The sequence below is a fragment of the Limosilactobacillus secaliphilus genome, from assembly GCF_001437055.1.
In the GTDB taxonomy this organism is placed as follows: Bacteria; Bacillota; Bacilli; order Lactobacillales; family Lactobacillaceae; genus Limosilactobacillus; species Limosilactobacillus secaliphilus.
Genome location: NZ_JQBW01000010.1, coordinates 356,645 through 380,309, shown reverse-complemented (window position 1 = coordinate 380,309; position 23,665 = coordinate 356,645). Strand labels below are relative to the sequence as shown.

General features: G+C 48.7%; 22 protein-coding genes and 1 riboswitch. Of the genes, 12 read left to right on the top strand and 10 right to left on the bottom strand.

Annotation, left to right across the window (positions count from 1 at the left end):
- Positions 1-376: 376 nt before the first annotated feature.
- Positions 377-1,651: an MFS transporter gene (locus IV45_RS06640; protein WP_057741847.1), complete on the bottom strand. Its 1,275-nt coding sequence runs from the start codon at positions 1,649-1,651 to the stop codon at positions 377-379.
- A 352-nt stretch (positions 1,652-2,003) separates the two neighbouring features.
- Here IV45_RS06640 and IV45_RS06635 point away from each other — a divergent pair, with 352 nt between their 5' ends.
- The 3 genes from IV45_RS06635 to asd all read left to right on the top strand — a co-directional run bounded on the left by IV45_RS06635 (position 2,004) and on the right by asd (position 5,329).
- Positions 2,004-3,137: a glycoside hydrolase family 88 protein gene (locus IV45_RS06635; RefSeq protein ID WP_057741844.1), complete on the top strand. Its 1,134-nt coding sequence runs from the start codon at positions 2,004-2,006 to the stop codon at positions 3,135-3,137.
- A gap of 10 nt (positions 3,138-3,147) precedes the next feature.
- On the top strand, positions 3,148-3,984 hold the full coding sequence (locus IV45_RS06630) for a discoidin domain-containing protein (protein ID WP_057741842.1): 837 nt from the start codon (positions 3,148-3,150) through the stop codon (positions 3,982-3,984).
- Positions 3,985-4,237: 253 nt separating this feature from the next.
- On the top strand, positions 4,238-5,329 hold the full coding sequence (asd, locus tag IV45_RS06625; RefSeq protein ID WP_057741839.1) for an aspartate-semialdehyde dehydrogenase: 1,092 nt from the start codon (positions 4,238-4,240) through the stop codon (positions 5,327-5,329).
- Positions 5,330-5,402: 73 nt separating this feature from the next.
- Here the strand turns inward: asd and IV45_RS06620 are convergent, their stop codons facing one another.
- Positions 5,403-7,460 (bottom strand): BglG family transcription antiterminator, encoded by a 2,058-nt coding sequence (locus tag IV45_RS06620; RefSeq protein ID WP_057741837.1) that lies wholly within the window; start codon positions 7,458-7,460, stop codon positions 5,403-5,405.
- 128 nt (positions 7,461-7,588) lie between these two features.
- Between IV45_RS06620 and IV45_RS06615 the strand changes: the two genes are divergently transcribed.
- The 6 genes from IV45_RS06615 to ptsP all read left to right on the top strand — a co-directional run bounded on the left by IV45_RS06615 (position 7,589) and on the right by ptsP (position 14,840).
- Positions 7,589-8,029, top strand: a complete 441-nt coding sequence (locus IV45_RS06615) for a PTS sugar transporter subunit IIA (RefSeq protein ID WP_057741834.1) — start codon at positions 7,589-7,591, stop codon at positions 8,027-8,029.
- Positions 8,030-8,043: 14 nt separating this feature from the next.
- Entirely contained in the window at positions 8,044-8,340 is a 297-nt protein-coding gene (locus IV45_RS06610; RefSeq protein ID WP_057741832.1) for a PTS sugar transporter subunit IIB, read from the top strand.
- Between the two features lie 84 nt (positions 8,341-8,424).
- The gene (locus IV45_RS06605) at positions 8,425-9,786 is read left to right on the top strand and encodes a PTS ascorbate transporter subunit IIC (RefSeq protein WP_057741829.1); all 1,362 of its coding nucleotides are present in this window, start codon (positions 8,425-8,427) and stop codon (positions 9,784-9,786) included.
- Between the two features lie 216 nt (positions 9,787-10,002).
- Positions 10,003-11,964, top strand: coding sequence for a transketolase (gene tkt, locus IV45_RS06600; RefSeq protein ID WP_057741826.1), 1,962 nt, complete (start codon positions 10,003-10,005; stop codon positions 11,962-11,964).
- A 100-nt stretch (positions 11,965-12,064) separates the two neighbouring features.
- Complete coding sequence (locus IV45_RS06595) at positions 12,065-13,036, top strand: amidohydrolase family protein (protein ID WP_057741823.1); 972 nt, start codon at positions 12,065-12,067, stop codon at positions 13,034-13,036.
- Between the two features lie 73 nt (positions 13,037-13,109).
- Positions 13,110-14,840: a phosphoenolpyruvate--protein phosphotransferase gene (gene ptsP, locus IV45_RS06590; protein ID WP_057741820.1), complete on the top strand. Its 1,731-nt coding sequence runs from the start codon at positions 13,110-13,112 to the stop codon at positions 14,838-14,840.
- Between the two features lie 72 nt (positions 14,841-14,912).
- On the opposite strand, the gene IV45_RS06585 is transcribed toward ptsP, so the two are convergent.
- A complete protein-coding gene (locus tag IV45_RS06585; protein WP_157051222.1) occupies positions 14,913-15,368 on the bottom strand; it encodes a universal stress protein in 456 nt (151 codons plus the stop codon).
- 115 nt (positions 15,369-15,483) lie between these two features.
- Between IV45_RS06585 and IV45_RS06580 the strand changes: the two genes are divergently transcribed.
- Positions 15,484-15,930, top strand: coding sequence for a hypothetical protein (locus IV45_RS06580; RefSeq protein WP_057741815.1), 447 nt, complete (start codon positions 15,484-15,486; stop codon positions 15,928-15,930).
- Positions 15,927-16,388: a hypothetical protein gene (locus IV45_RS06575; RefSeq protein ID WP_057741810.1), complete on the top strand. Its 462-nt coding sequence runs from the start codon at positions 15,927-15,929 to the stop codon at positions 16,386-16,388. Before IV45_RS06580 ends, IV45_RS06575 begins: the two co-directional genes overlap by 4 nt.
- A gap of 255 nt (positions 16,389-16,643) precedes the next feature.
- Here the strand turns inward: IV45_RS06575 and IV45_RS06570 are convergent, their stop codons facing one another.
- Positions 16,644-17,501, bottom strand: coding sequence for a hypothetical protein (locus IV45_RS06570; RefSeq protein WP_057741807.1), 858 nt, complete (start codon positions 17,499-17,501; stop codon positions 16,644-16,646).
- A 5-nt stretch (positions 17,502-17,506) separates the two neighbouring features.
- Positions 17,507-17,917: a helix-turn-helix domain-containing protein gene (locus IV45_RS06565; RefSeq protein ID WP_057741805.1), complete on the bottom strand. Its 411-nt coding sequence runs from the start codon at positions 17,915-17,917 to the stop codon at positions 17,507-17,509.
- Positions 17,918-18,054: 137 nt separating this feature from the next.
- Between IV45_RS06565 and IV45_RS06560 the strand changes: the two genes are divergently transcribed.
- Positions 18,055-19,014, top strand: a complete 960-nt coding sequence (locus IV45_RS06560) for an alpha/beta hydrolase (protein WP_057741802.1) — start codon at positions 18,055-18,057, stop codon at positions 19,012-19,014.
- A 70-nt stretch (positions 19,015-19,084) separates the two neighbouring features.
- On the opposite strand, the gene IV45_RS06555 is transcribed toward IV45_RS06560, so the two are convergent.
- The 5 genes from IV45_RS06555 to IV45_RS06535 all read right to left on the bottom strand — a co-directional run bounded on the left by IV45_RS06555 (position 19,085) and on the right by IV45_RS06535 (position 23,555).
- Entirely contained in the window at positions 19,085-19,432 is a 348-nt protein-coding gene (locus tag IV45_RS06555; protein ID WP_057741799.1) for a magnetosome magnetite crystal formation protein family, read from the bottom strand.
- A gap of 35 nt (positions 19,433-19,467) precedes the next feature.
- The gene (locus IV45_RS06550) at positions 19,468-20,121 is read right to left on the bottom strand and encodes an energy-coupling factor transporter transmembrane component T family protein (protein ID WP_057741797.1); all 654 of its coding nucleotides are present in this window, start codon (positions 20,119-20,121) and stop codon (positions 19,468-19,470) included.
- Positions 20,118-21,491: an ABC transporter ATP-binding protein gene (locus tag IV45_RS06545; protein ID WP_057741795.1), complete on the bottom strand. Its 1,374-nt coding sequence runs from the start codon at positions 21,489-21,491 to the stop codon at positions 20,118-20,120. The genes IV45_RS06550 and IV45_RS06545 overlap by 4 nt, the downstream gene beginning before the upstream one ends.
- A 1-nt stretch (position 21,492) precedes the next feature.
- Positions 21,493-22,056, bottom strand: a complete 564-nt coding sequence (locus tag IV45_RS06540; protein ID WP_057741792.1) for an ECF transporter S component — start codon at positions 22,054-22,056, stop codon at positions 21,493-21,495.
- Between the two features lie 89 nt (positions 22,057-22,145).
- A riboswitch (TPP riboswitch) is annotated at positions 22,146-22,235 on the bottom strand.
- A gap of 360 nt (positions 22,236-22,595) precedes the next feature.
- Positions 22,596-23,555, bottom strand: coding sequence for a nucleoside hydrolase (locus tag IV45_RS06535; protein WP_057741790.1), 960 nt, complete (start codon positions 23,553-23,555; stop codon positions 22,596-22,598).
- Between the last annotated feature and the right edge of the window lie 110 nt (positions 23,556-23,665).

Sequence of the window (23,665 nt, the reverse complement as noted above, 5' to 3'; positions counted from 1 at the left end):
TGTAAAAGTTTTAAATCAGAAAAAGCGGAGCTGCATTTAGCGGCCCCGCTTTTTTCTATGCTTTTGCTTTTCTCGAGTGCTGATTGCCAATTGTCAACTGATGAACAGCAGCCTGGTTGAATTATTTGCTTCTTGTGGATCGGTTGGTAGGACAACAGAAACAGGAGATTATAAGTGACTCTCATTGCTCAATTTTTAGTCGCTAGCCGCATTTTAAATGTGCCATAGCTAATTATCCAGGCCCGTAGTTTATGCGGCTAAACGTCGAAATATAACCGTTAATGATGGACAATTTTAGGCATAATAAAAGCGCTCTTGCTGAACTTTGCAAGAGCGCTTTTTGCTTTATCGATTTGCAATCGAATAATGAAGTCGATTAACGAACCCGACGAATAGCCCAGATGAGGCAACCTCCGATGACTTCCATGCCAACGGCGAAGATAAAGATTGCCTTGTAACCGAAGCTAGCAACGACGGCGGAAACAACCACGGAACCAAGCATTTGACCTAAGGTGTTAGCCAGGTTGATCAAACCAAGATCCTTACCGGCAGTGTCAGAGTCTGGCAAAACATCCAAGTTCAAGGCACCGTCGACTGAGTTGTAGAGGCCGTTACCAAAGGCAGCAATAACGGCGTAAACGAACATTGCCCATGGCTTAACGATGAAGAGTGGGAACAATGCAGCAACACCTAAAGCAAAGGTGGCTAATACAACTGGCATCTTAACCCGATGTAACTTATCGGATAATGGGCCACCGACCAAGGCAAAGAAGACACCGATAAACAGCATGATTGAGGAGAAAATAGAGATTGAGTGTCCAGCCGTCTTGGTAGTCTGGCCAATGTAGTCAGTAAAGATATAAAGAATAAAGGTCGTAACAATCGTTGAACCAACAACCATAAAGAACTTACCGCACAGAGCCAGGTAGAAGTCACGAGCACCCTTAGTTGGGAAGAAGAAGTACTTCTTCAAAGAGTTCTTGTCAAACTTAACTTTTGGCTGATCCAGGTTGGATGGGTTAGGCTCTTTACCTAAGAACAGGTGGATGAACATCAGGACAATTGAAATTGCCGTCATGACGTAGATACCAACCTTGACGTTGCCTAAGAATTGAGCAGCCAGGATGGCAAAACCTTGTTGAGCGATCGTAAAGCCGACACCGTAGAAGGTTGATACTGTGCCCCGCCACTTTGGCGCAATCCAGTCGGAAATTTGTGGGTAGATTGAAGCGGCAATGGCGTTTTCAGCCGACGCATCGACAATCCACACGATGATGATCGCAACTTCCGATTTCAGGTTAGCGACGATGATCATGGAGATGGTCATGATGATGGTGCCCCAGAAGATGTACGGACGCCGTTTGCCCCAACGAGAACGCGTAACATCAGATAAGGCCCCGAAGACCAAGTTAGTAATGGCAGAAACCAGTGTGGCAACGGCACCTAAAATCCCATAGGCCCAAACCTTGTGCACTGGATCGATTTGACTAAATAATTGTGGTAAAAGGGTGTTCCGCACACCAACCGTTGGCCCGTACCAAATCATTGGTGCGATGAACATTGCCCAAGATGCCGTCCACGGAAGCTTAGGTTGATCTTCATCCTTCACTTTCGCGTTGGCAATGATCTCATTATCATTCTTTTTACTCATTGTATAATTCCATCAGCTTTCAAAGTACTAAAACAAAATTGCAAGTTTTACTAAAATACACTCTAAATTAAATCCAAAGGTTGCCTATCGATAAGCTCAGTTAAAGTATAGCGCTTACATTGAAAGAATACAAATACTCTTTTACGTTAATGAAACCTGCCTTATTAGGCGAAAGGCTGATGTTACGCCTTTTCTAAGTAAATTTTAGTAAAAAATAAGTTAAAAGGAAAAATTTGTTTAGGCAATTTTTCTTGAAAAGACAAGAAAGCGCTGTTATGTTTATAACAAAATCGTCTTTAAACAATAAGGACGTTGTTGCAAATGTCATCGTCAACGAAAAGAGGACTTACCAATGGAAGAAACAACTGAGCAGTGGGCTGAAACCAGCTTGCAAAACTTTGTTAAAAAGGCCGACGCTGAGCTAGATGTCTTGGGCAACCAGATCCCTTATATTCCCGAAGACAACCACTATGTCGATATGGGCAAGAAGGACATTAGCTGGTGGACCAATGGTTTCTGGGCCGGTACTTTATGGCAGCTTTACCACTTTACTAAAGACGAAAAGTATAAGCAGGCGGCCCAAAATATTGAGCAACAACTGGACAACGCCTTCGCTGACTTCCGAGGCTTGGATCATGATGTAGGCTTCATGTGGACACTAACGGCGGTGGCGGATTATAAGGAAACTAAATCGCAGGCTGCCTGGACACGGGCCCTGCATGCGGCCACTATTTTGGCGGGTCGTTACAACCCCAAGGGCCACTTTATCAAGGCTTGGAACCCGGAGAATGGATTGTACCGTAACGGCTGGGTGATTATCGACAGTTTGATGAACGCACCGCTGCTTTATTGGGCGCAGGATGAGACCCATGACCCGAAGTTTGGCTATATTGCAAAGAAGCACGTCAACAAGATTATGAAGTACAACCTGCGTGCGGATGGCTCGGTTAACCACATTTGTGTCTTTGATCCGAAGAATGGTCAGCTGTTGGAAACCAAGGGTGGTCAAGGATACGGTGTCGGCTCCTGCTGGTCGCGTGGTGAAGCTTGGGCAATCTATGGCTCAGCCTTGAACTACAAGCATACCCACAAGAATAAGTACTTGAACGCTGCCAAGAGCGCTGCCCACTACTTCATTGCCAACATCCAACAAACCGGCTTCATCCCGCTGGTCGATTTCCGGGCACCAAAAGAACCGGTGGAAATTGACACGACTGCGGCAGCCATTGCGGCTTCAGGCCTTTTGGAGATCGCTAAGTTTGTCCCTGAATTCGAACACGACCTGTACTACGACTCGGCCATCAAGATTTTGCGTGCCTTAACGGCCAAATATATTGAATTGGATCCAGATAAGATGGGGATTTTGACCCATGGATCCGTCAACTATGATGCCGATCACGCCAACGAAAAACCGATCATTTACGGTGACTACTTCTACGCTGAGGCTTTGCTCAAAGTCATCGGCAAGGAACTTCAGGTCTGGTAAGGAGCACATCATGTCAATTTCATTAACGATTGAAGATCAGACCGGCCAGGTGCGGGTGGCTCCGATCAGCGATGATCACGAACCGGCGCCACTCACCAACACCGGCCAGCAGTTTGCCGCACTGGGAATCAAGGAGATGCAGTGGCATGCAGGGGATCGGATCGTCGTTCACAAAGACCCCGATCAAAAATTCATCTGGGCGCAACTGGATGAGTCGTTGACGCCTGACCTGCTCTACATTCCGGGCGACGAGTGGGTGTTTAGCATTCCTTTGAAGGATCAGTACTATCCTAGTCAACTGGACTCGGCCTTCCGCACACGGCGCCATTACCTATGCGTGCGCTACGCTGATCCTTGGGAGATTCACGCTTATCGGAATTGGGCCCTCAATACCCACGACCAGGTCACTGATTCAGGAGCCTATCCCCATGCCAGCGCCAATGTTGAGACGCGGGGCGAAGCAGTTTTCTTTGCCAAGAATGCGATTGATGGGAAATTGGCTAACCATTCGCACGGCGGCTATCCCTTCGATTCTTGGGGAATCAACTCACAGGATGACGCGGCGATCAAGGTTGATTTTGGCCGACCAGTGTTGATTGACCGCCTGCGCCTGTTGTTCCGGGCTGACTTTCCCCATGACAACTATTGGAAGAAAGTCTCCGTCCGTTTCAGCGATGGCGAAGTCAAAAGCTTCTCGACGACCAATTCCTTCGAGTTTCAGGAGTTTTGCTTTGCACCCAAACAGACGCAATCGGTGGAGTTGTTTGACTTAATCAAGGCTGATCACCATTCCGAATGGCCGGCCCTGCAACAGATTGAAGCTTATGGCTTTAACACTGTTCAATAGGGCCGCCATCCGCTAACAAATGCATACATGAAGTGACAATCGGCGCCCGGCGTTCGGCAATTCAGAACGTCAGGCGCCATTGCTGTATCGTTAAGCAACTTTTAGCACTTAATAATGGATTGATGTGCCAAGACCTTTTTTAAGAAAAGATTTTTGATAGTTGCTTTTTCAAAAATGTCGGATTAGTATGTGTGCAATTGTATTGCACTTATTACGTAACAGCCTGCTTTTGGCAGATGAGGGGGATTGTTTTATGGGCAATAAGTTTAAGGTCGCAGTGATTGGTGCTACCGGTATGGTGGGCCAGCGTTTTGTGACGATTCTGGCCAATCACCCGTGGTTTGAATTGACCGAAGTTGCGGCGAGTCAACGTAGTGCCGGCAAGACATATGAAGAAGCAGTTAACGGCCGTTGGAAGATGGATAACCCAATTCCGGAAGCTGCTAAGAGCTTAGTTGTCATGGACGCCGAAGATGTTGACAAAGTTTCTGCAAACGTTGACTTTGTCTTCTCCGCGGTGCATATGGACAAGTCGGAAATTCGGCGTTTGGAGACGGACTATGCCAAACATGAGACCCCGGTTGTATCAAACAACTCCGCCCATCGTTGGACACCGGATGTGCCAATGATGATTCCTGAAATTAACCCACAGCACGCAGAGATCATCAAGTATCAGCGGCAGCGCTTGGGGACCAGCCGGGGCTTCGTCGCCGTTAAGCCTAACTGCTCCATCCAAAGCTATACCCCAGCACTGGCAGCATGGATGAAGTTTGAACCGACCCAGGTGATTGCCTCGACCTACCAAGCCATTTCTGGGGCCGGCAAGACTTTCAAGACGGCGCCTGAAATTGTTAACAACGTCATTCCTTACATTCCGGGTGAAGAAAAGAAGTCTGAGGATGAACCGCTGAAGATTTGGGGCCACATTGATCCTGAAAAGGGTGAAATTGTACCGGCAACGTCACCGGTGATCACCAGCCAATGCCTGCGGGTGCCAGTTCTGTATGGTCACACGGTTTCCACCTTTGTTAACTTCAAGCAGAAGCCGACGAAGGAGAAATTAGTGCAGGCCTTGGAGGATTACAGCGGTGAACCACAGAAGCTGGGCCTGCCAAGTGCACCAAAGCAGTTCATTCAATACTTGGATGATGACTTCCGCCCACAGCCACGCTATGACGTCAACTTCGAACACGGCATGGGGATCTCAATTGGTCGTCTGCGTCCGGACAAGATCTTCGACTGGAAGTTCATAGGTTTGTCCCATAACACCGCTCGTGGTGCCGCTGGCGGTGCCGTTGAGTGTGCTGAGCTGCTGGTCAAGCAGGGCTACATCACTAAGAAATAATTTCAGCTCATCCAGATCATATCTAAATCTATCTAACAAAGAAGGCGTCGTGATTTAATCACGACGCCTTTTGCTATATCAGATGGCCTACTTGTAAGACTTGCGCGAATTCACTCTGACTCTGACAGCGATGCAACTGTGCCATCCAGTCATCATTTTGCAGGCATTGTAAGAGAACACCCAAAGTCTTCAAGTGTTGTTCTTGATCGACCGGGGCAATGCAGACAATGAAATTCAGCTTTTTCTTGGAATGCTCAATGTTGAAGGGGTGAGTGAAGTAATTATAGGAAAAGCCAAGTCGGTTGACGCCGGCATTAGCGCTCGCGTGGGCAAGAAAAACGCCATTACCGATGGCCATATAGTCACCATGTTCCTTAGTTAGTTGGATGATGCGTTCCACATAATTATCGGTTACGGTACCGTTACTTATTAGATCGCGAAAAGCAAAACGGATGGCACTTGTCCAGTCAACGGTTTGTTTGCAAAATTGAGCGTGACTGTTCGTGGTGCTATTAGTTGGTAGTACCTGTGGCTGATTATCACGGTAAACATAGTCTTGTAAGGCTTGCTCTAACTTATCTGGTTCCACGATGCGGGCATAGTTAGACACGATATCCATTAAAGTGGTGACGCTAACTTTGTGTGAAACACTAGCTTGAATCAAGTTAGCTAACTTTAGTTGTTGGTCAATTTGCGGCCAGTCGGCGGGGCCAGGCAGAACGGGCACAGTAACTACCTTGCAATCAGGCCGGTTAGTCGGTAAGGCTACGGTTGATAAGATTAATTTAACATGCTTAAAGTCTGTGTTTTCAAATTGAAAAGTGTTGTAGGGGCCTAAGAAGTTAACGGTCGGGTAGTGATTACGTAATTGGGCGATTAATAGCTGTGAGGTCCCGATTCCACTCGAACAAACTACGAGAACCCCATCATGCTTTTGGGTGTTCAGGTTGACTGCGTGGAGTGCACCGCTGAAGTAGACGGTAATTAATGCAATTTCGTCGTCTGACAGCTTAGAATTGGTAAATTGTTCAAACGGTGCAACCGACGCCTTAGTCAGCTCAAAGGTCTCGCGGTAATCGTTTTTAATTTGAGTAAGTAACGGGTTATGGTAGTCGATTCGGTAACGTGCACGATAGTAAGTTGAAACCAGGTGAATGGTGAGGTTATCGACGAGCTGACCGGCTACTGCGGCTAAATTAACCCCGGCAATTTCATCGAAGCGGCGAATCATTTGTTGTATCACGGGCCGTAGTTGATTGATTAACGGATTCTTCCGATTAACATGCTGAAAAGCTTGGGTATTAACAATTTCAGCTAGAAAACGGGCTTCACCGGTGTTGCCGATGCCTAAATCGCCTAAAAAACTCGTTGCCCAGGTCATGATAAGCGAATAGTTGTTAGACGTCGTTGGGTCAAGAGTGCAATTTGGGTCCGTGCGTAACCGCTCAATTTCCCATTTAATGAAGTTAGCCAAGGTATTGATGGCGTCTTCAGTGAATGAGTTGCCAGTAATTCGCTCTAATAGATGGAGTTGCGACACGTAATGATTATTGGGTGTCAGGTCAACTACACTTCCACAGAGGGTTAAGATCCGTTTGAAATTAGTGAAAATCAGGCGACGCTGACCGTCTTCATTACCTTGGAGTGACTTACCTTCATTGCTATTTACGACAGTGACACCTGCTGGCCATTGTGACTTCAGGGCGGCTAAATCTTTGATGACGGTAGTTTTGCTGACAGAGAAGTAACGACTGAGTTGATTGAGAGAAGTTGTCGATCGTGACACTAGAGCGAACATAGTTAACAAGCGACGATCAGACTGGCTGAGTGCTTGAAAGAAGAAGTGGTTGTCAAATAATTCGATATAGTCATGAGCTAGTTGATCGCTGCCATCCAGTTGATGCAAGCTATGCGCTGCCGAAGAAGGCAGTTGATAGCCAGCACCGCGGATGTTCTCAATTTCATCTAAGCCGTACGCACTGAGCTGGTTATTAACTTGCTTGATGGTGTAAAAGATACTTCGACGTGACAACCCTAACCGACTCTCTAGTACAGAAAGTGGGGTCGTGGATTGCTGCTGGGATAAAACTTTCAATAGTCGTTGACCATGTTTCACAGTAATGCCGGGCATTTTGGGGCCTCCTTTCTAAATAAGGTAGTCTACTTTTTGCACTTTTTCAAGTGATAACATTGCACTTGTGAGCAGACTAACAAATATTTACTATAGGGACCATAGAGAGAAAGAAATGAGGTGATTTCTTGGCACTTGATCTGCTAACCAAAAAGACGGTGCAGGTCCAAGACGGTAATGATTTGGATTGGCAAACAGCCATCAAGACTGCCGCGCAACCGTTAGTTGACAACGGTACGGTGGGTGATGATTACGTGCAAGCCATGATCGACGTGGTTGAAAAGCAAGGACCATATATCAACATTGGCCCAGAAATTGCACTAGCACACTCACGGCCGCGTGCCAGCGTTAAGCGCGTTGGTTTGTCGCTGTTAAAGACCAATTCCGAAGTAAACCTGGTTACTAAGGACCACCCAGTGAAACTTTGGTTTGTTTTGGCGGCTACCGACAGCAACAGTCACTTGGGTGTGATTCAGCAACTTTCACAAGTTTTAATGGATTCTGATCGCACAAAGAAGTTACTTGCTGCAACGTCGACAGACGAGATTCTTGATGTATTGAAGGGATAAAGGAGGTTTTTCAAATGAAGTTTGAAGCTTTATGTCAAAGTGGTTTAGGTAGTAGTTTTATGGTTCAAATGAACATTCAGAATTTATTGAACCAAGAAAACGTTAAGGAAAACATCGAAGTTACCCACTCCGATGTTGGTAGTGCAACTGCTGCCGACGCCGACTACTTCTTCTTGGATCCAACCTTGGAAACCGCTGCTGCGGGTCTGCCTGAAGACAAGGTGATCATTTTGAAGAGTTTAGTTGACGCTAACGAATTAAAGGAAAAAGTCAATGCCATCTTAGATAAGGAAGGTATTGCACACGACTAATTCGTGTTATGGCAGTAAGTAGATTGATTTATATCACTGCCTGATTACGCTTACTGCCGAATTGATAATTGGGGGATTTAAATTATGGATGCAGTTCTTAATATTTTCCGGAGCGTTGCCACCACACCAGCCTTGCTGGTTGGTTTAATTGCTCTGATTGGTTTGCTGCTGCAAAAGAAGCCAGCAACCAACGTTATTCAAGGGTCCATTAAGACCTTCGCCGGTTTCCTGATTCTGACCGGTGGTTCAACGATTTTGAGTAACGCTTTGACGCCATTTGCAAAGATGTTCAAGTTTGCTTTAGGTGTTCAAGGGGTTGTGCCAAGTAACGAAGCCGTAGTTGCCATTGCCTTAGTGAAGTATGGTTCCACCGCTTCTTTGATCATGCTAGTTGGGATGATTGTCAACGTATTACTGGCACGTTTCACTAAATTCAAGTACATCTACCTGACTGGTCAAGCTATGTTATACGTTGCCTGCCTGTCAGCCGTAATTATGGTTTCTGCCGGAATGGGGGCCGGCTGGAAGTCCATCTTATTAGGCGGCCTGTTTGAAGGTACTTTATTCACTGTAACCCCTGCACTTTGTCAACCATTCATGCGTAAGATTACGAAGGGTGACGCGGTTGCCATGGGGCACACCGGTGACATTGGGTACGCCATTGCCGGTCTCTGTGGTAAGTGGTTCGGTGACAAGAAACACAGTACCGAAGACATCAACTTCCCTAAGTCACTTGGCTTCATGCGTGACTCAACCGTTTCAATCAGTATTGTTATGGCTATCGTTTACATTATCTTAGCTATCATCTGTGGTCCGCACTTCGTTGAGCAAAACTTGAGTAAGGGTACGAACTACATCGTTTACGCGATTGTACAAGCTGGTACTTTCGCCGCTGGATTTGCCGTTGTTCTGCAAGGTGTACGGATGATTTTGGCTGAAATCATTCCTGCATTCCAAGGTATCGCTCAAAAAATTGTGCCAAACGCCAAGCCGGCCCTGGATGTTCCTATTATCTTCCCTTACGCACCAAATGCCGTTCTGTTAGGCTTCATCGTCAGCTTCTTAGTTGGTACGATCTGCATGTTCATCATGGTTGCTATGCACACGACCGTTATCATTCCTGGGGTTGTTGGTCACTTCTTCTGTGGTGCCGCTGCTGCTATTTACGGTAACTCCATGGGTGGTCGTCGCGGTGCGATCATCGGTGCGACGGTTAACAGTATCATTATCAGTTTCTTGCCACTGTTCGTCCTGCCTGTTTTAGGTGACCTAAAAATGGCTGCTTCAACGTTCGCAGATACTGACTACCTGATTCCTGGTATTTTACTAGGTAAGTTAGGCGAAACTGGTGCCATTGCATTAACGACCGGAATTATCGCCTTCACTGTGATCGTTATCCTGGTCAGCATGTTTATGAAGTCACCAAAGGCTACCGACAACAAGTAAGCTGCATTAATTGAACTGAACCATTAAATGTGATTTGCAACGAACACAATTTAGCAATAATGTAGCGTACTGTATGTTATTATTAATATTGGTTAAAATGGATATTTGTCATTTGCGCCAATAAACTGACATTTTGGTTATTGACTGAAGATAGCTACATGGTAGACCGGAGTTTATTGGTGCCGTGTAGCTATTTCCCTTTTAGGAGGTTTATTTATGGATAAGACAGAAATGCAAGCTGTTGATGCATTGCGCTTCTTGAGCGCCGACATGATCGAAAAGGCTAACAGTGGTCACCCCGGCGTTTCAATTGACGCTGCGCCAATAGCTTACGGCCTGTGGGAAAAGGTAATGAACTTCAATCCCGAGGATCCAACATGGCTGAACCGCGACCGCTTTGTGCTCTCTGCTGGACATGGTTCCGCATTGTTATACAGTTTGTTATACTTCAACGGTTTCGGCCTGACTTTGGATGATACAAAGCGTTTCCGTCAGCTTGATTCCAAGACGCCTGGTCACCCTGAATATGGCCACACGGCAGGAATTGACGCCACTACTGGTCCACTATCACAAGGGATTGCAATGTCCGTTGGGATGGCAATGGCCGAAAAGCACCTGGCAGCAATGTACAACAAGCCTGGTTATGACGTCATTGACCACTACACCTACAGCATTATCGGTGACGGTGACCTCATGGAAGGCTTGAGTGAAGAAGCAATTAACTTGGCCGGCGACAAGGGCCTTTCCAAACTGATCGTCCTGTATGACTCCAACGACGTCTCTTTGGATGGCCCACTGGACCTGTCCACAAACGAAAGCGTTAAGGAACGGGTACTGGCTGCTGGCTGGGACTACCAGTTTGTGAGTGATGGTAACACGGACGTTGACGCTATTGTCGCTGCTATCCGCAAGGCGCAGAAGACCGACAAGCCATCAATGATTGAAGTTAAAACCACGATCGGTTATGGCACGCCACAACAGGGTACCAACGCCGTGCACGGGGCTCCTTTAGGCGAAGAAAACCTCCAAAAGATGCGTGACTTCTACAATTGGGACCTTGTCCCATTCGAATTCACTGATGACATTCAAGGCTTCTTCGACGATGCCGTTGCCGACAAGCGGCCAGCTTATGAAGCATGGTCACAGATGTTTGAAGACTACGCTCACAACTTCCCAGCAGAAGCTAAACAGTTGACGCGCAAGGATCTGGATGTCGACGGCCTGACGACTTCTTACAAGCCAGGCGACATGATCGCTACCCGGGTGGCAAGTGCTGAAGTGATGGGCGAAGTTGCCAAGAAGAACCCTGAATTCTGGGGCGGTGCTGCCGACTTGTTCTCATCCAACAAGACTTACTTGAAGGACGACGGCAACTTTACGAAGGATAACTCTGCTGGCCGCAACGTTTTCTTCGGTGTGCGTGAATTCGGCATGGCAGCCGCTACTAACGGGATGAACCTGCACGGTGGCGATAGGGCTTACTGCTCCACCTTCTTCGTCTTTACCGACTACCTGCGGGCTGCGGTTCGGCTGGCCGCTTTGATGCACGTGCCATCAATCTTCATCGGCACCCACGATTCCATCGCGGTTGGTGAAGATGGCCCAACGCACGAACCAGTTGAACAACTGACCAGCTTCCGGGCAATGCCGAACTTAAACGTTATTCGTCCAGCCGACGCCAACGAAGCGGTTAGTGCCTGGAAGGTCATCGGTAAAACGACCGACCGGCCAACCATGCTGGTCTTGACCCGGCAGAAGCTGCCAGTTTTGAAGGAAACGGAAAATGCTCCCGTAGACAAGGGTGCCTACGTCGTTTCGGATGCCAAGAAGGAAACACCGGATGGCATCCTGATTGCTGCCGGTTCCGAAGTTTCACTGGCCCTGACTGCTCAACAACAGTTAGCCGCTGACGGCATCGATGTCCGGGTAGTTTCTATGCCATCAATGGACATCTTCAACGAACAGCCAGAAAGCTACCGTGAATCTGTTCTGCCAAAGAACATCACGAAGCGGGTTGCCATTGAAATGGGTGCTTCCATGAGCTGGTACCAGTACGTTGGCTTGAACGGCAAGGTAATGGGAGTTGACCGCTTTGGTGCCTCTGGTAAGGGCCCTGAAGTGGTTAAGAAGTACGGCTTTACCCCTGAAAATGTCGTTAAGTTATTCAAATCACTTTAATTGATTGAAAACACGCTGCTGATAGTGTGTTGATTACTGGGCCATGGCGGTTTTGTCATGGTCCTTTTTGCAAACTGTTACTTTAAGCGAGGTCAAAATGATGGAGAAAATTGATGGACACTTGCATTTAGTTCGGTCGCTGGCCGGTGCCAAAGGCCAAGGACGGTTGACACCGATTGGTCATGGCCGGGCAATCTGGGACGACGGTGAGGTAATCAAATTGATCCCTGATGGCTGGGGTGACGATAACTTCCTGGTCGAAAAATACCTGCCGGTCATGAAAGAAGAGGGGATCGACAAAGCGGTCTTACTGCAAGGAACGTTGAACGGCTACCAAAATTACTACACCTACACTGTCGTTAAACGATACCCGGACCGCTTCATCGGGGCCTTTGCCGTCGATCCCTACGACGAATTTGCCATGAAGATCGTCAAACGCCACGTGGAGACGCTCGGTTTTCGGGCCATCAAATTTGAAATCAGCCAAGGTGGGGGCTTAATGGGATTCCACCGGCCATTCCGCTTGGATTTAGACAACCATGTGGGGAGAATCTTCCACTATCTGGCCGATTATCCAGGCTTTGTGGTGACGGTTGACTATGGTGCGCCAGATCAAGTCAGCTATCAGCCAGAAGCCATCGCCAATTTGGCCCGGCGTTACCCGCAAATGGACTTTGTTGTCTGCCACCTCTCATTCCCTAATGCCGACCATCTGGACCGCTTAACGAACGCGTTGACGCAGTTTGCGCCGCTAAAGAATGTCTATGTGGACTTGTCGGCCATCCAGGATATTGATGGTGAAGGCCGGGATGATTTTCCATACCCGCGTTGTCAAAAGACCGTTGCCTGTGCCAAACAGATTCTGGGAGCACAGCGGTTGATTTGGGGGACGGATGCACCATGGTCGGCCACCTTTAATTCCTATCATCAACTGGCGACCTGGCTGGAGCACACGGATTTGTTTAATGAGCAGGAATTATCGGCGGTCATGGCCGGTAATGCCAAACGCGTTTATTTCAAGCCGCAAAACGTTGCCGCGGCAAAAAAAGCACGTGATCCGCAAATTTTGTAAAAGTTTTTACTTGATCATGATAGCGGTCACAAGTAGCATAATAATGTAGTGAAAAGCATAAGGAGGACATAACATGTCAAAAGACGTTAAAGGAATCGCCGCAAGTGATGGGATCGGAATTGCGCCAGCATATTTGCTGGTTGATCCAGACCTCTCTTACGACAAGAACAAGAAGTCAACGGATACGGACGCAGAATACGCTCGGGTCAAGAAAGCCTTTGATGATTCAATTGCTGAATTGAAGCAGATCAAGGAAAACGCTAAGGGCCGTCTGGGTGACGACGAACTGGAAGTGTTCGACGCTCACATGACCATCCTGTCAGACCCTGAAATGCTGGGCCAGATCAAGGACAAGATTGCCAACGACCACGCTACTGCCGAAGCTGCCGTTGATGAAGTAACGACCAACTTCGCTGACATGCTGGCTGCCATGAAGGACAACAAGTACATGCAAGAACGTGCAGCCGACGTTAAGGACGTTGCTAAGCGGGCCATGAGCCACTTGATGGGCAAGACCTTGCCAAACATCGCTGGGATCGACAAGCCAGTGGTCATCGTTGCTCATGAAATTACGCCATCCGATACTTCACAGATGGACGCTAAGTTCGTTAAGGGGATTGTTACGGACTTAGGTGGCCGGACCAGTCACGCTGCCATCATGTCACGGACGCTGCGGATTCCAGCCGTTGTTGGTGCTGAAGACATCACCAAGCAGGCTAAGATGGACCAAACCATCATCGCTGATGGCCTGCACGGTGACATCATCGTTGACCCAAGCGAAGATCAAGTTAACGAATACAAGCAAAAGGCTGCTGACTTCGAAAAGGAACGTGCTGAATGGGCACAATTGGTTGACGCTCCTTCAGTTTCCAAGGACGGCAAGCACTTTGAAATTGCTGCTAACATTGGTACGCCAGATGACGTTGCCGACGCCGTTAAGCAGGGTGCCGATGGCGTAGGTCTCTTCCGGTCAGAATTCCTGTACATGGGCAGTGACCACCTCCCAACTGAAGATGAACAGTTCGAAGCCTACAAGAAGGCCGTTGTTGGCATGAAGGGCAAGCCAGTTGTTGTTCGGACGCTGGACATCGGTGGTGATAAGCCATTAACCTACATGCCGCTGCCGAAGGAAATGAACCCATTCTTGGGCTACCGTGCTATCCGGATCAGTCTGCACGACCCAGAAAAGATCTTCAAGCCACAACTGCGGGCACTGCTTCGTGCTTCTGAATTCGGCCCAATTTCCATCATGTTCCCAATGATTGGTACGCTGGCTGAATTACGGGCTGCCAAGAAGGTTTACAACGAATGTGTTGAAGAGCTGCAGAAGGATCACCCTGGCATTGGCAAGAACGTCAAGATCGGGATGATGATCGAAGTTCCATTGGCCGCAATCAATGCCGACAAGATGGCTGAAGAAGTCGACTTCTTCTCCATTGGTACCAACGACCTGATCCAATACAACTTCGCTGCTGACCGTGGTAACGATTCTGTTTCCTACCTCTACCAGCCACTGAACCCAGCCTTCTTAGGTCTGATCAAGCACGTTATCTACGCTGCTCACCGTCACAACACCAAGGCTGCTATGTGTGGTGAAATGGCCGGCGACGAACTGGCTCTGCCACTGCTGATGGGTATGGGTCTGGATGAATACTCCATGTCTGCATCTTCTATCCTGCGGACCCGGAACATGATGAAGGACTTAGACACCAAGCAATGTGCTGACTTGGTTGAAAAGGCTTTGAAGCTAGACACGGTTGAAGAAGTTCAGGACCTGGTTAAGAAGACTTTGAACCTGAAGTAATTTCAATAATCGTTGATAAAAAATAGAGCATGGCAATTGCCATGCTCTATTTTTGTTATTGAAACCGATCGTTTACTTTTGTTTAACGACGATGACGTCACACGGTGCCAACCGGATGACATAGGCGGTCACCGAACCGATTAAGGCGCGTTCGAAGCGGTTGAGACTGGAACTGCCCATCACGATCAAGTCGTTGTGGTGGTCACGGATAAAGTCGCGGGCAATGACGGTCTTTGGATTGCCAAAACGAACGTGGATGCTGGCGGACTTGACACCGGCTTTTAGTGCCCGGGTCTTGATGTCTTTGAGCCGCTGTGCCACGATGGTCACGATTTCGTATGTTTTGCCTTCCGATAAATCGCTTAAGGTCGCGTAACCTTCCGTGATCTGGTTGATTTGGGCAACGTTGAGGATGTCCAAATGAGCGTGGTTAACGATTGCCAGCTGAATTGCCTTGTCGACAACCCCGGGAGTGGCCCTGGTACCATCCACTGGTACTAAAATATTTTGATAGCGTGTTTCGGTCAAAGTGGACCCTCCTTTCAATGATTACTAGATAACATATATTTTACCATGAATATCGTGAATTGAGCTTTTATTCACTTCCTAGTAAAATAAAAGGGATATCTAAAGGAGAAATTTTATGGAATCACGACAAAAAAACGTAACAAAAATCATTGCGATTACCATCGTATCAATGTTGCTTGCGATCGGGGTTGAATTCTACATGTTCAATCAATATGGCTATTCACTCGGTTCGACCGCTGTTTGGGGACGGGTAGCTTTGATCATCTTCTTAGCGGTGATTGTCATCCTCTTAGCGGCTTGGGATGCCCGTTTCTCTAACTACGCCACGATCCTGATCATGCTTTACTACTTGATCATCGATTTGGGTGGCGTTCTGCAGATCCATCACCGGACCTCGTTGGGCGGCATTCTCATGCAGATGGGCGCACTCGCCGGTGTCTTGGTTGCCGTTTATGGGATCGGTCTTGGTATGCGGCAGCGGACACTCCATAATCGGGCAGTGTATGAACAGACGCATCAAACAGTTAAAAAATCAAAGGCAAAGAAGGACTCTAAGAAATGAAATTAACGGTTGCTGATTATTTAGAACAGTTGCCTAACGCACGGCATGAACAAGTGACTACGACGGCGGCCAAGGTGCAACAAGCATCAACTGTCAAAGCAGGTCTGCAATTCATGCAGGATGCTTGTGACAGTGGCTACCTCGCTAACTACGAATGGCAAGTTAAAGTACCCAACGGTGATCCATTAAGTGTTCGCCTGGAAAATAACTTGATCAACGTGCCCATGGCGGATGCCCAACGGCTGAACGGTAAGCTGTTGAACAAGGACGAAGAATACGTGGTGAAGCTCTACATGGTGGCTGAAGGCGACCAGTTGAACAAGTCAAACCTGCGTATCGATGAATTAGCCCCTGATGCTAGCCAAGCGGGTAGTTCAGCAACAGTCAAACAGTTTCAGGCCTGGGTGGCTGATCAGTTGGCACAGTTGAGTGAAAACCGCGCCGCAGAAAAGAAATAACGGGCCTGGCTTGCACTTTTGACCGACTGATGTTAGGGTAAAAGTTGCGATGAGTCGAGAGGTCAGGTAGCCGACCCATAGATTGGCTACCCCGCGCGAGCGGATATGATTTTTCGAGTGGGGCACGTTAACCTGCCGGATTGCAGGGTGCCTGGTCTATCAGGAAGTGGACATCCTTTTAGGCCTGAGATAGTATCAATACACAGAAAGAGCCGTTACCATCAATTTGGTAACGGCTCTTTTGTTGTTCTTAAGCTATTTAGCTAAGTAAATCTGTTCGTCAATCAAGTCAAAGGAATGCAGCTTTTGGTTGACGGCTTTTAAATCGTCCGGCTGTGACAATTTCGCTGTTTGCCAGAAGGCTTTGGAATTGGTGGCGCCATTCTTTTCGCCGATCACCAATAGTTTCAGCTGGGGGAAGTGATCCCGCAAGTGTTGCAACAAAGCCAAGTCGCTTTCACCCTTGTCAGGTGCCCAGGACATCAAGACGTATTCGACCTGCCGCCCATACTTGTCAACGGCATCGATTGCGGACAGCTTCTCAATGGTGGTCACCGGATGCTTGCCGGTTTCGTTTTCCTTAACCCAATCCTTGTTATCGGTCGTATAGATGGTCTGCTGCGGCCGCACATCATGCAGGCCTTTGGACAGGTAACCATTGCCCGCCATGACTTCCAGAACGGGAGCTCCCTTCAGATAGTCGCTTAAGGCATGCACAAAGGCGGTGTTCACGTAGGACCACATTCCGTATTCATCTTCCAAGTAGTCCCGGAAGTTGCGCAGCAGGTGGTCTAGTTTGGGTAGGCCCGCGGACAGACGGTTCCAGAGGGCGTCACCCTTGGGATCCTGTGCCGCATAGTGCTGGTTGACCCATTTGAAGATAGTATCCTGGATGTCATCCGGCAGCTGCATGAGGGGCAGGGGTTGTGGTAAGAGGCCGCGTTTAATCAGGCGGTCATTTTCCAGAGCATTGTTGATCAAGTACTTGATACTGGGAAAAGGATCGTACTCGTCGCGATAGTGCTCTAACTGTTGAATATAAGGGGTAGCATGCGTTTGCGTGTGGTTCTTCTTGAAACGCTTCTTTAGTTTTTTAAGTTGTGAAGATTTCATGGTGCTTAGAACTTCAGATTCAGGTGTTCTTGCTGACCGTAGAACTTGTCGGTGTCCTTACGGTGGTTTCTGCCGGTCAGGTAACCATCAATCAGCTGGAAAATTTCGTAGCGATCTTCGCTGGATAACTCGGTGTGGTTGAATGACAAACTCTTGCTGGAGAAAAAGAGTTTGGCGAGATCGTAATCGTCACGGTCTGTCTTGCCGGTCAAATAGTCCAGACTAACATCGAAAAATTCTGCCAGCTTGCGGGCTTCGATATAGGAAGGCGTGCGGATGCCGCGCTCCCAATTACCAATTTGCGAAGCGGTATTCGGCTTCTCGTTGGGACCGAGATTTTTATTCAACTCGGTGGCCAGCTGCTTTAATGTGATTTTTTGCCCCCGACGCAAGGCACGTAAACGTTCTGGAAACATAGATATACCCCCTTCATACTTTATTATTTTAACATTGTTCGGGTCTGAGACAGAAGCTAATCTCAGGATTTCCACGCTGTGTGGCCTAATTTGTGTTAAAGTGATAACTATTATCAATTTACAGGGAGTGACGGTAGATGCAGAAAACGCGTAAACACCGCTGGTTACGTTGGGTCAGCGGCATTGTCGGCCTGTTACTGGTCATTTGGATTGGCATGGGCTTGTATTTCTTTCATGTGGGCATGGTGCCGTCGCATAAATCCTTCGTGAAGAACACCCACCTGACCTTGAAGCGCAGCGACCCGCTATACCAGCAGAAGAAGTGGTTCGTGCACGCGCACAAGCAGGAATGGACGATGCAGTCGGCCAGTGGTAATTACCGCCTGGTGGCCGATTACCTGCCCGCTAGTTCCGCCAGCAATAAGAATGTGGTCATCCTGCACGGTTTCATGGGTAATAAGTCAACGATGGCCGCCTACGCCAGTCTCTTCCACTCCATGGGCTACAACGTGCTGATGCCGGATGCCCGCGCCCAGGGACAGAGTCAGGGTAAATACATCGGCTACGGCTGGCCGGAACGTTATGATGTCCGCAAGTGGACGAACAAACTGATCGCTCATAATGGGCAAAACAGCCAGGTCGTGATCTTCGGTGTCAGCATGGGTGGTGCCACGACGATGATGACGAGCGGCTTGAAATTGCCGTCCCAGGTGAAGGCGTTGGTTGAAGATTGTGGCTACACCAGTCTTGCTGCCGAATTGGATCACGAGGCGCACCATATGTACCACCTGCCGACCATTGTCCGTGTGCCTGCCGAAACGTCACTCAGTCTCGTTAACCGGGTGGCCAACGGCTTTTATACCAGCGAGGCCAGTTCAGTCAACGCCTTGCACCATAACCACTTGCCAATGCTTTTCATTCACGGTTCCGCTGACAACTTTGTGCCCACGAAAATGGTCTACGAAAACTACGCTGCCACTAAGGGCCCACGGCAGTTATGGGTAGTCAATGGTGCCAGCCATGCCAGTTCTTATCAGCATGCACCCCGTGCTTACCGTCAACACTTGGAAAAGTTCTTGAATCAATACGTCAAATAAAGAAAAAAAAGACCGGGACAAATCGTCAGCCAAAGCGGCGCGGTTCGTCACCGGTCATTTATTTTTAAAATTAACGGTCTAATAGGACACGGACGGCCATTGCCAGGTTGTAGATGTATAACAGCAATGAGATCAACAGGGCTAAGACCAGGAGGATACCGAAGAGCCAGCCGCCAGCATTGCGGATGGCCGACATTCCGGTGGCTCCGGCAATAAAGTAGATGATCAACGCTACTAGGATGTAGAGGGCAGGAAAAATCTGGCTCCAGAAAGCGCGTTTGGCATGGTAGGTGACTGCATCACCATGGTTCATTGCCACGATCCAGACAATCAAGGGGAAAACGACGGGCAAGAAGAGAATGCTCAGGTAAGACAAGCAACATAAAATCTTTTCGCTAGTCGATGAAGGTAAAATCATCAAATCACTCCTTTAATGACAGTATAACTGAACCCTTATGGAAAAGCGATGAGGATGACCTGCAAGCAGATGATCGCGCCCACCACAATCAGCCAGTCACTAACCGATACTAGGATGGGCTCGGCGACCGTCCGGCTTTGATTTTCAACGAAGCCATGCGATTCCATTGCTAACACTAGTTGATCCGACCAGCGCAGGGCCTGCAGGATAGCCTTGAAGTACAAAGTCGGCGAGTAGAAATGCAATTCGATGCCGCGCATGCGGGCACTGGCACGGATGGTTTTGATCGCACTGATGGTTCGGGGAGTCAGGTTGACCGCTGCCAACACGCCATAAGCATACTTGGCGCTCAGGTGGGCATTTTGTTCCAACGACCGGGCCAGCTTGAGCGGGGTCGTAGTAACCGTGACGGTGGCACCGAGGAAGACGTAGGCGTACACCCGACTGGCTAAGACCGCCGCGAACCACCAGTCATGGCCGGGACTGAAGCAGCCAATCGTGACGGCCAAGGCAGCTGCCGGGATGGCCGGTAGAAATAGGAGCCGCAGGTAGGTCCGCCAATGCAGCCGCTGCAGGATGAGGATGATGGCCGCAATGACGATCAGGACCAGGTTGGCGATTAAACGGTGGGTGAAAGATATTTCCAGGGAAATAATTAAAACTAAGAATAATTGCCAACTGGGATTCATGATTGCTTCCTCCCTTGATAAGTCAGTTGGTGGTTGGCCAGGGCCAGTTGGTAATCGACCAGCGAGGACAGGTTGGTGAACTGGTGGCTAACCATGATCACAGTGATGCCGCTGTGCTCCTGGCAAGCGCGGATGAGGGCCGCAATGTCGGCCGCTGATTGGGCATCCAAGCCACTGAAGGGCTCATCCATTAGCAGTAAAGGTTGCCCCATCATCAACATCAATAGGACCTGCAGCTTTTTCTGTTGGCCGCCGGAAAGTGAGTACACCACCCGGTCATCCATCTTAGAAAGGCCTAGCCGCTTTAACCACTTGTTGAGCCGGTCGTTATTGAAGTAAGTTTGCTTGCCCTGACGCCGGCTGAGCGCCAGTTCCTCGGCAACGGTGACATTCAGGAACTGGTCGCTGGCCCGCTGGAAGGTCAGACCGACTTTACGACCTAACTCGCGGGGCTTAAACGAATTCAGTGGCCATTTGAAGAGGGTCACCGAGCCTTCATAATCAAGCAGGCCCGCCAACGACAACAGTAGTGATGACTTGCCGCTGCCGGATTCACCGGTGATCAATGTGACACGGTTGCGCATGAATTCCAGCTCGGGTTGGTCGATCAACAGTTGGTCAGCCCGCTTCAAACGGAAATGGTGTAGTGATACCGCTGGGCTCTCATGCGTGTCGAGCAGGTCGGTGACAATTGACTGTGCCGGCGCCTGATCCAGCAAGAACTGGGCTTGATCATGGCTTAAGCGAACAACTTTATCCTTGAAACTCACAATGTCGGCATTAAGGCCACGGTAGCCGCTCAGGTCGTGGTCGGCAATGATGATGGTCTTGCCGGCCTGCTGCAGTTGGACCAGCGAAGCAATCAAAAGCTGCCGGTTATGGCTGTCCAGACTGGCGAAGGGTTCGTCCAGCAGCAAAATGTCGGCATCCATTGCAATGATTACGGCCAAGGCGGCCCGCTGCTGCTCACCACCCGATAAAGTGGCAAAGCGGCGGTCGGCCAAGTCGCTGATCCCAACCTGGGTTAAAGCAGCGTCGACTCGTGGGGCAATGTCCGTGCTGGTGACTTGCAGGTTTTCCAGCGCAAATTCAATTTCGTGCCGAGGCGTGTCCAAAGCAAACTGCATCCCAGGGTCTTGAAACATCATTGCGACGCGCTGTGATTTGGGCATTCGCAGTTGCCCGCTTAACTGGCCCCCATGGCGCGGGAGAAAGTTGGCAATGATCTTCAACAGGGTCGACTTGCCGCTTCCTGAGGGGCCGTGCAAAATCGTGAACCGATGCAGTTGGATCGTGAGCTGGTCGATCGAAAGGACCGGCTGCTTTTTTTGATATGCAAATGTCAGTTGATGGATTTCGATAGCGTTCATGTTAATTCTTGATTAAATGGGTCCGGTTGACGAGGTTGCTGATCAGTTTGACGAGCACGCCGCTGAACAGGAAGACGGACAGCAGACGGACGATCAACAGGATGATGATTGTCGATGGCTTGAAGTGGTCATAGCCGTTACGGAACCAGTCCCAACCGAAAGTGACGAGGGTCGTGGTGAGCGTTTCGACGACGACCGTAAATTTGTTGTAGATCCGGTAAGCAGTGAAGGTGAAACCTAATTCGGTGGCAATCCCTTGGACAAAACCGGAAATCAGGTTGGCGGCACCCCATTGGCCACCCAGGAACATTTCGCCACTGGCACCCAGAAATTCGCCGATGAAGGCTGCTCCTGGACGTTTGAGCAGGAAGCCAGCCAATGGCCCCGCCATGCACCATAGGCCCATTGTGAGGTCGTTGGCCATGGGTCCGTAACCGAGGGGCGTTAACGCGACAGTCAGGGCGTTGTAGATGAAGTCACCGCCGTAGTAGATAACGCCGAACAGAATTCCGATCAGAGCTAGAAAAATAATGTCTCGCAGGTGAAAACCGCGTTTGGATTGCATAGTTGCATCCTCCTAAATGCGTATTTCAACCACAATGTCAAAAAAGCACCCTTAGCCAGTGTCTGACAAGGGTGCGGGTCATTTGATATCCACTAAAACTTGTATCTCCCTTCGCTGGTATTAACCAGATCAGGTTCAATGGGTATTATCTCAGCCAGATGGCACCTCAGACAAAGATGATTGATACATTCATAGTACACGCGATTGACCATTGTGGCAAGCTCACGAGAATTATCCACACCTTGTGGAGAAATTGTGCACAACTGACTGTGGACAAATAAAAGCCGGTGTCACGGGCTTTGTCGCGGATGATTAAAAGTTATCCACCATATCTTGTGGAAGAACTGTGGAAAACTACTAAGTCTTGTGGTTAAAAAGTGGGGCCAAGGTGGCTGTCTAACAACACGGATTGTGGTATTAATGAAATTAGCTGCCTTTTTTCACAATAACCGTGCACAGTTTGTAGTTTTCAAGCCACGTTGTGTGTAAAAAAAGAGCCCCGCGCATGCGAGACTCTTGATCATCATGTTGGTTAATGATTAGTGTTGCTTGAACAGACCAGTCAGTTGATCCATGAAGACCTTCAGGTAAAGGTCCTTGTCGACGTTAACAGCAACCTTAACATTCGGGTTTGGATCGTGCAGACGAGCGTTGTTACCAACCGTCCGACCAGCTTCAGGACCGTCAGTGACACACTTCATGTACAGGCTGATGGTAGAAACGAAGCTTGGGTTGATAGCAACACCAACTGACAGTGGGTCGTGGATAGCACAGCCCTTCTTGTCGATGTCCATGTTGTAGTAAGCATCAATGTAGTAGTCGGTAATGTCGGCGTAAGCCTTGCCGGCCTTGGTGCCTAAGTCACGCCACTTCTTGGTTTCCTTCTTGGTCAAGAGGGTCCGCAGGGTAACGTCCAGGCCAACCATCGTTAATGGCAGGTCGCTTTCCAGAACTTCATCGGCAGCCTTAGGGTCTTGGTGAATGTTAGCTTCAGCAGCTTCGGAAACATTGCCTTCAACAGTCAATGCACCGCCCATGAAGGTAACGTTGCCGATCAGCTTGGTAATGGATGGGTCTTTCTTAATAGCCGCAGCCAGGTTGGTCATCGGGCCAGTAGGAACAATAATCAAGTCCTTGCCGTACTTGTGGGCAGCGTCGATGAAGAAGTCCACACCGGATTCCTTTTCAACACTGCGCTTTGGGTCAGGTAATTGAACTTCACCAATCCCGTTTTGACCGTGAATGTCCAGCGAAACTTGTTCAGGGTCAAAGTGGTCAGTGGTGCAAGAGTGAGCTTCACCTTCAAAAACCGGAACGTCAGTAGCACCCAGCAGTTCCAACAGCTTCAAACTGTTTTGGGCACAGGTCTTCATCCGGTTGTTACCGTATGAAGAAACGATCCCGATTAAATCAACATCTGGATCGGCAACGGCGTAGGCAATTGCTAAAGCGTCATCAACACCGGTATCCAGGTCCAAAATCATTTTTCTTTTAGCCATAAGAAATAACCTCCATATTGTCAGTAAGTAAAACCGTTTACATTTACAATGATAGCGGATACAAGGGTGAAAAGCAAACTAAATATTCAGGTCCTTGCGAACATAATGAT

What these genes read in the sequence shown, in the direction of transcription:
- IV45_RS06640 (WP_057741847.1), bottom strand. Translation starts at nt 1,651, where the DNA reads ATGAGTAAAAAGAATGATAATGAGATCATTGCCAACGCGAAAGTGAAG.
- IV45_RS06635 (WP_057741844.1), top strand. Translation starts at nt 2,004, where the DNA reads ATGGAAGAAACAACTGAGCAGTGGGCTGAAACCAGCTTGCAAAACTTT.
- IV45_RS06630 (WP_057741842.1), top strand. Translation starts at nt 3,148, where the DNA reads ATGTCAATTTCATTAACGATTGAAGATCAGACCGGCCAGGTGCGGGTG.
- asd (WP_057741839.1), top strand. Translation starts at nt 4,238, where the DNA reads ATGGGCAATAAGTTTAAGGTCGCAGTGATTGGTGCTACCGGTATGGTG.
- IV45_RS06620 (WP_057741837.1), bottom strand. Translation starts at nt 7,460, where the DNA reads ATGCCCGGCATTACTGTGAAACATGGTCAACGACTATTGAAAGTTTTA.
- IV45_RS06610 (WP_057741832.1), top strand. Translation starts at nt 8,044, where the DNA reads ATGAAGTTTGAAGCTTTATGTCAAAGTGGTTTAGGTAGTAGTTTTATG.
- IV45_RS06605 (WP_057741829.1), top strand. Translation starts at nt 8,425, where the DNA reads ATGGATGCAGTTCTTAATATTTTCCGGAGCGTTGCCACCACACCAGCC.
- tkt (WP_057741826.1), top strand. Translation starts at nt 10,003, where the DNA reads ATGGATAAGACAGAAATGCAAGCTGTTGATGCATTGCGCTTCTTGAGC.
- IV45_RS06595 (WP_057741823.1), top strand. Translation starts at nt 12,065, where the DNA reads ATGGAGAAAATTGATGGACACTTGCATTTAGTTCGGTCGCTGGCCGGT.
- ptsP (WP_057741820.1), top strand. Translation starts at nt 13,110, where the DNA reads ATGTCAAAAGACGTTAAAGGAATCGCCGCAAGTGATGGGATCGGAATT.
- IV45_RS06580 (WP_057741815.1), top strand. Translation starts at nt 15,484, where the DNA reads ATGGAATCACGACAAAAAAACGTAACAAAAATCATTGCGATTACCATC.
- IV45_RS06575 (WP_057741810.1), top strand. Translation starts at nt 15,927, where the DNA reads ATGAAATTAACGGTTGCTGATTATTTAGAACAGTTGCCTAACGCACGG.
- IV45_RS06570 (WP_057741807.1), bottom strand. Translation starts at nt 17,501, where the DNA reads ATGAAATCTTCACAACTTAAAAAACTAAAGAAGCGTTTCAAGAAGAAC.
- IV45_RS06565 (WP_057741805.1), bottom strand. Translation starts at nt 17,917, where the DNA reads ATGTTTCCAGAACGTTTACGTGCCTTGCGTCGGGGGCAAAAAATCACA.
- IV45_RS06560 (WP_057741802.1), top strand. Translation starts at nt 18,055, where the DNA reads ATGCAGAAAACGCGTAAACACCGCTGGTTACGTTGGGTCAGCGGCATT.
- IV45_RS06555 (WP_057741799.1), bottom strand. Translation starts at nt 19,432, where the DNA reads ATGATTTTACCTTCATCGACTAGCGAAAAGATTTTATGTTGCTTGTCT.
- IV45_RS06550 (WP_057741797.1), bottom strand. Translation starts at nt 20,121, where the DNA reads ATGAATCCCAGTTGGCAATTATTCTTAGTTTTAATTATTTCCCTGGAA.
- IV45_RS06545 (WP_057741795.1), bottom strand. Translation starts at nt 21,491, where the DNA reads ATGAACGCTATCGAAATCCATCAACTGACATTTGCATATCAAAAAAAG.
- IV45_RS06540 (WP_057741792.1), bottom strand. Translation starts at nt 22,056, where the DNA reads ATGCAATCCAAACGCGGTTTTCACCTGCGAGACATTATTTTTCTAGCT.
- IV45_RS06535 (WP_057741790.1), bottom strand. Translation starts at nt 23,555, where the DNA reads ATGGCTAAAAGAAAAATGATTTTGGACCTGGATACCGGTGTTGATGAC.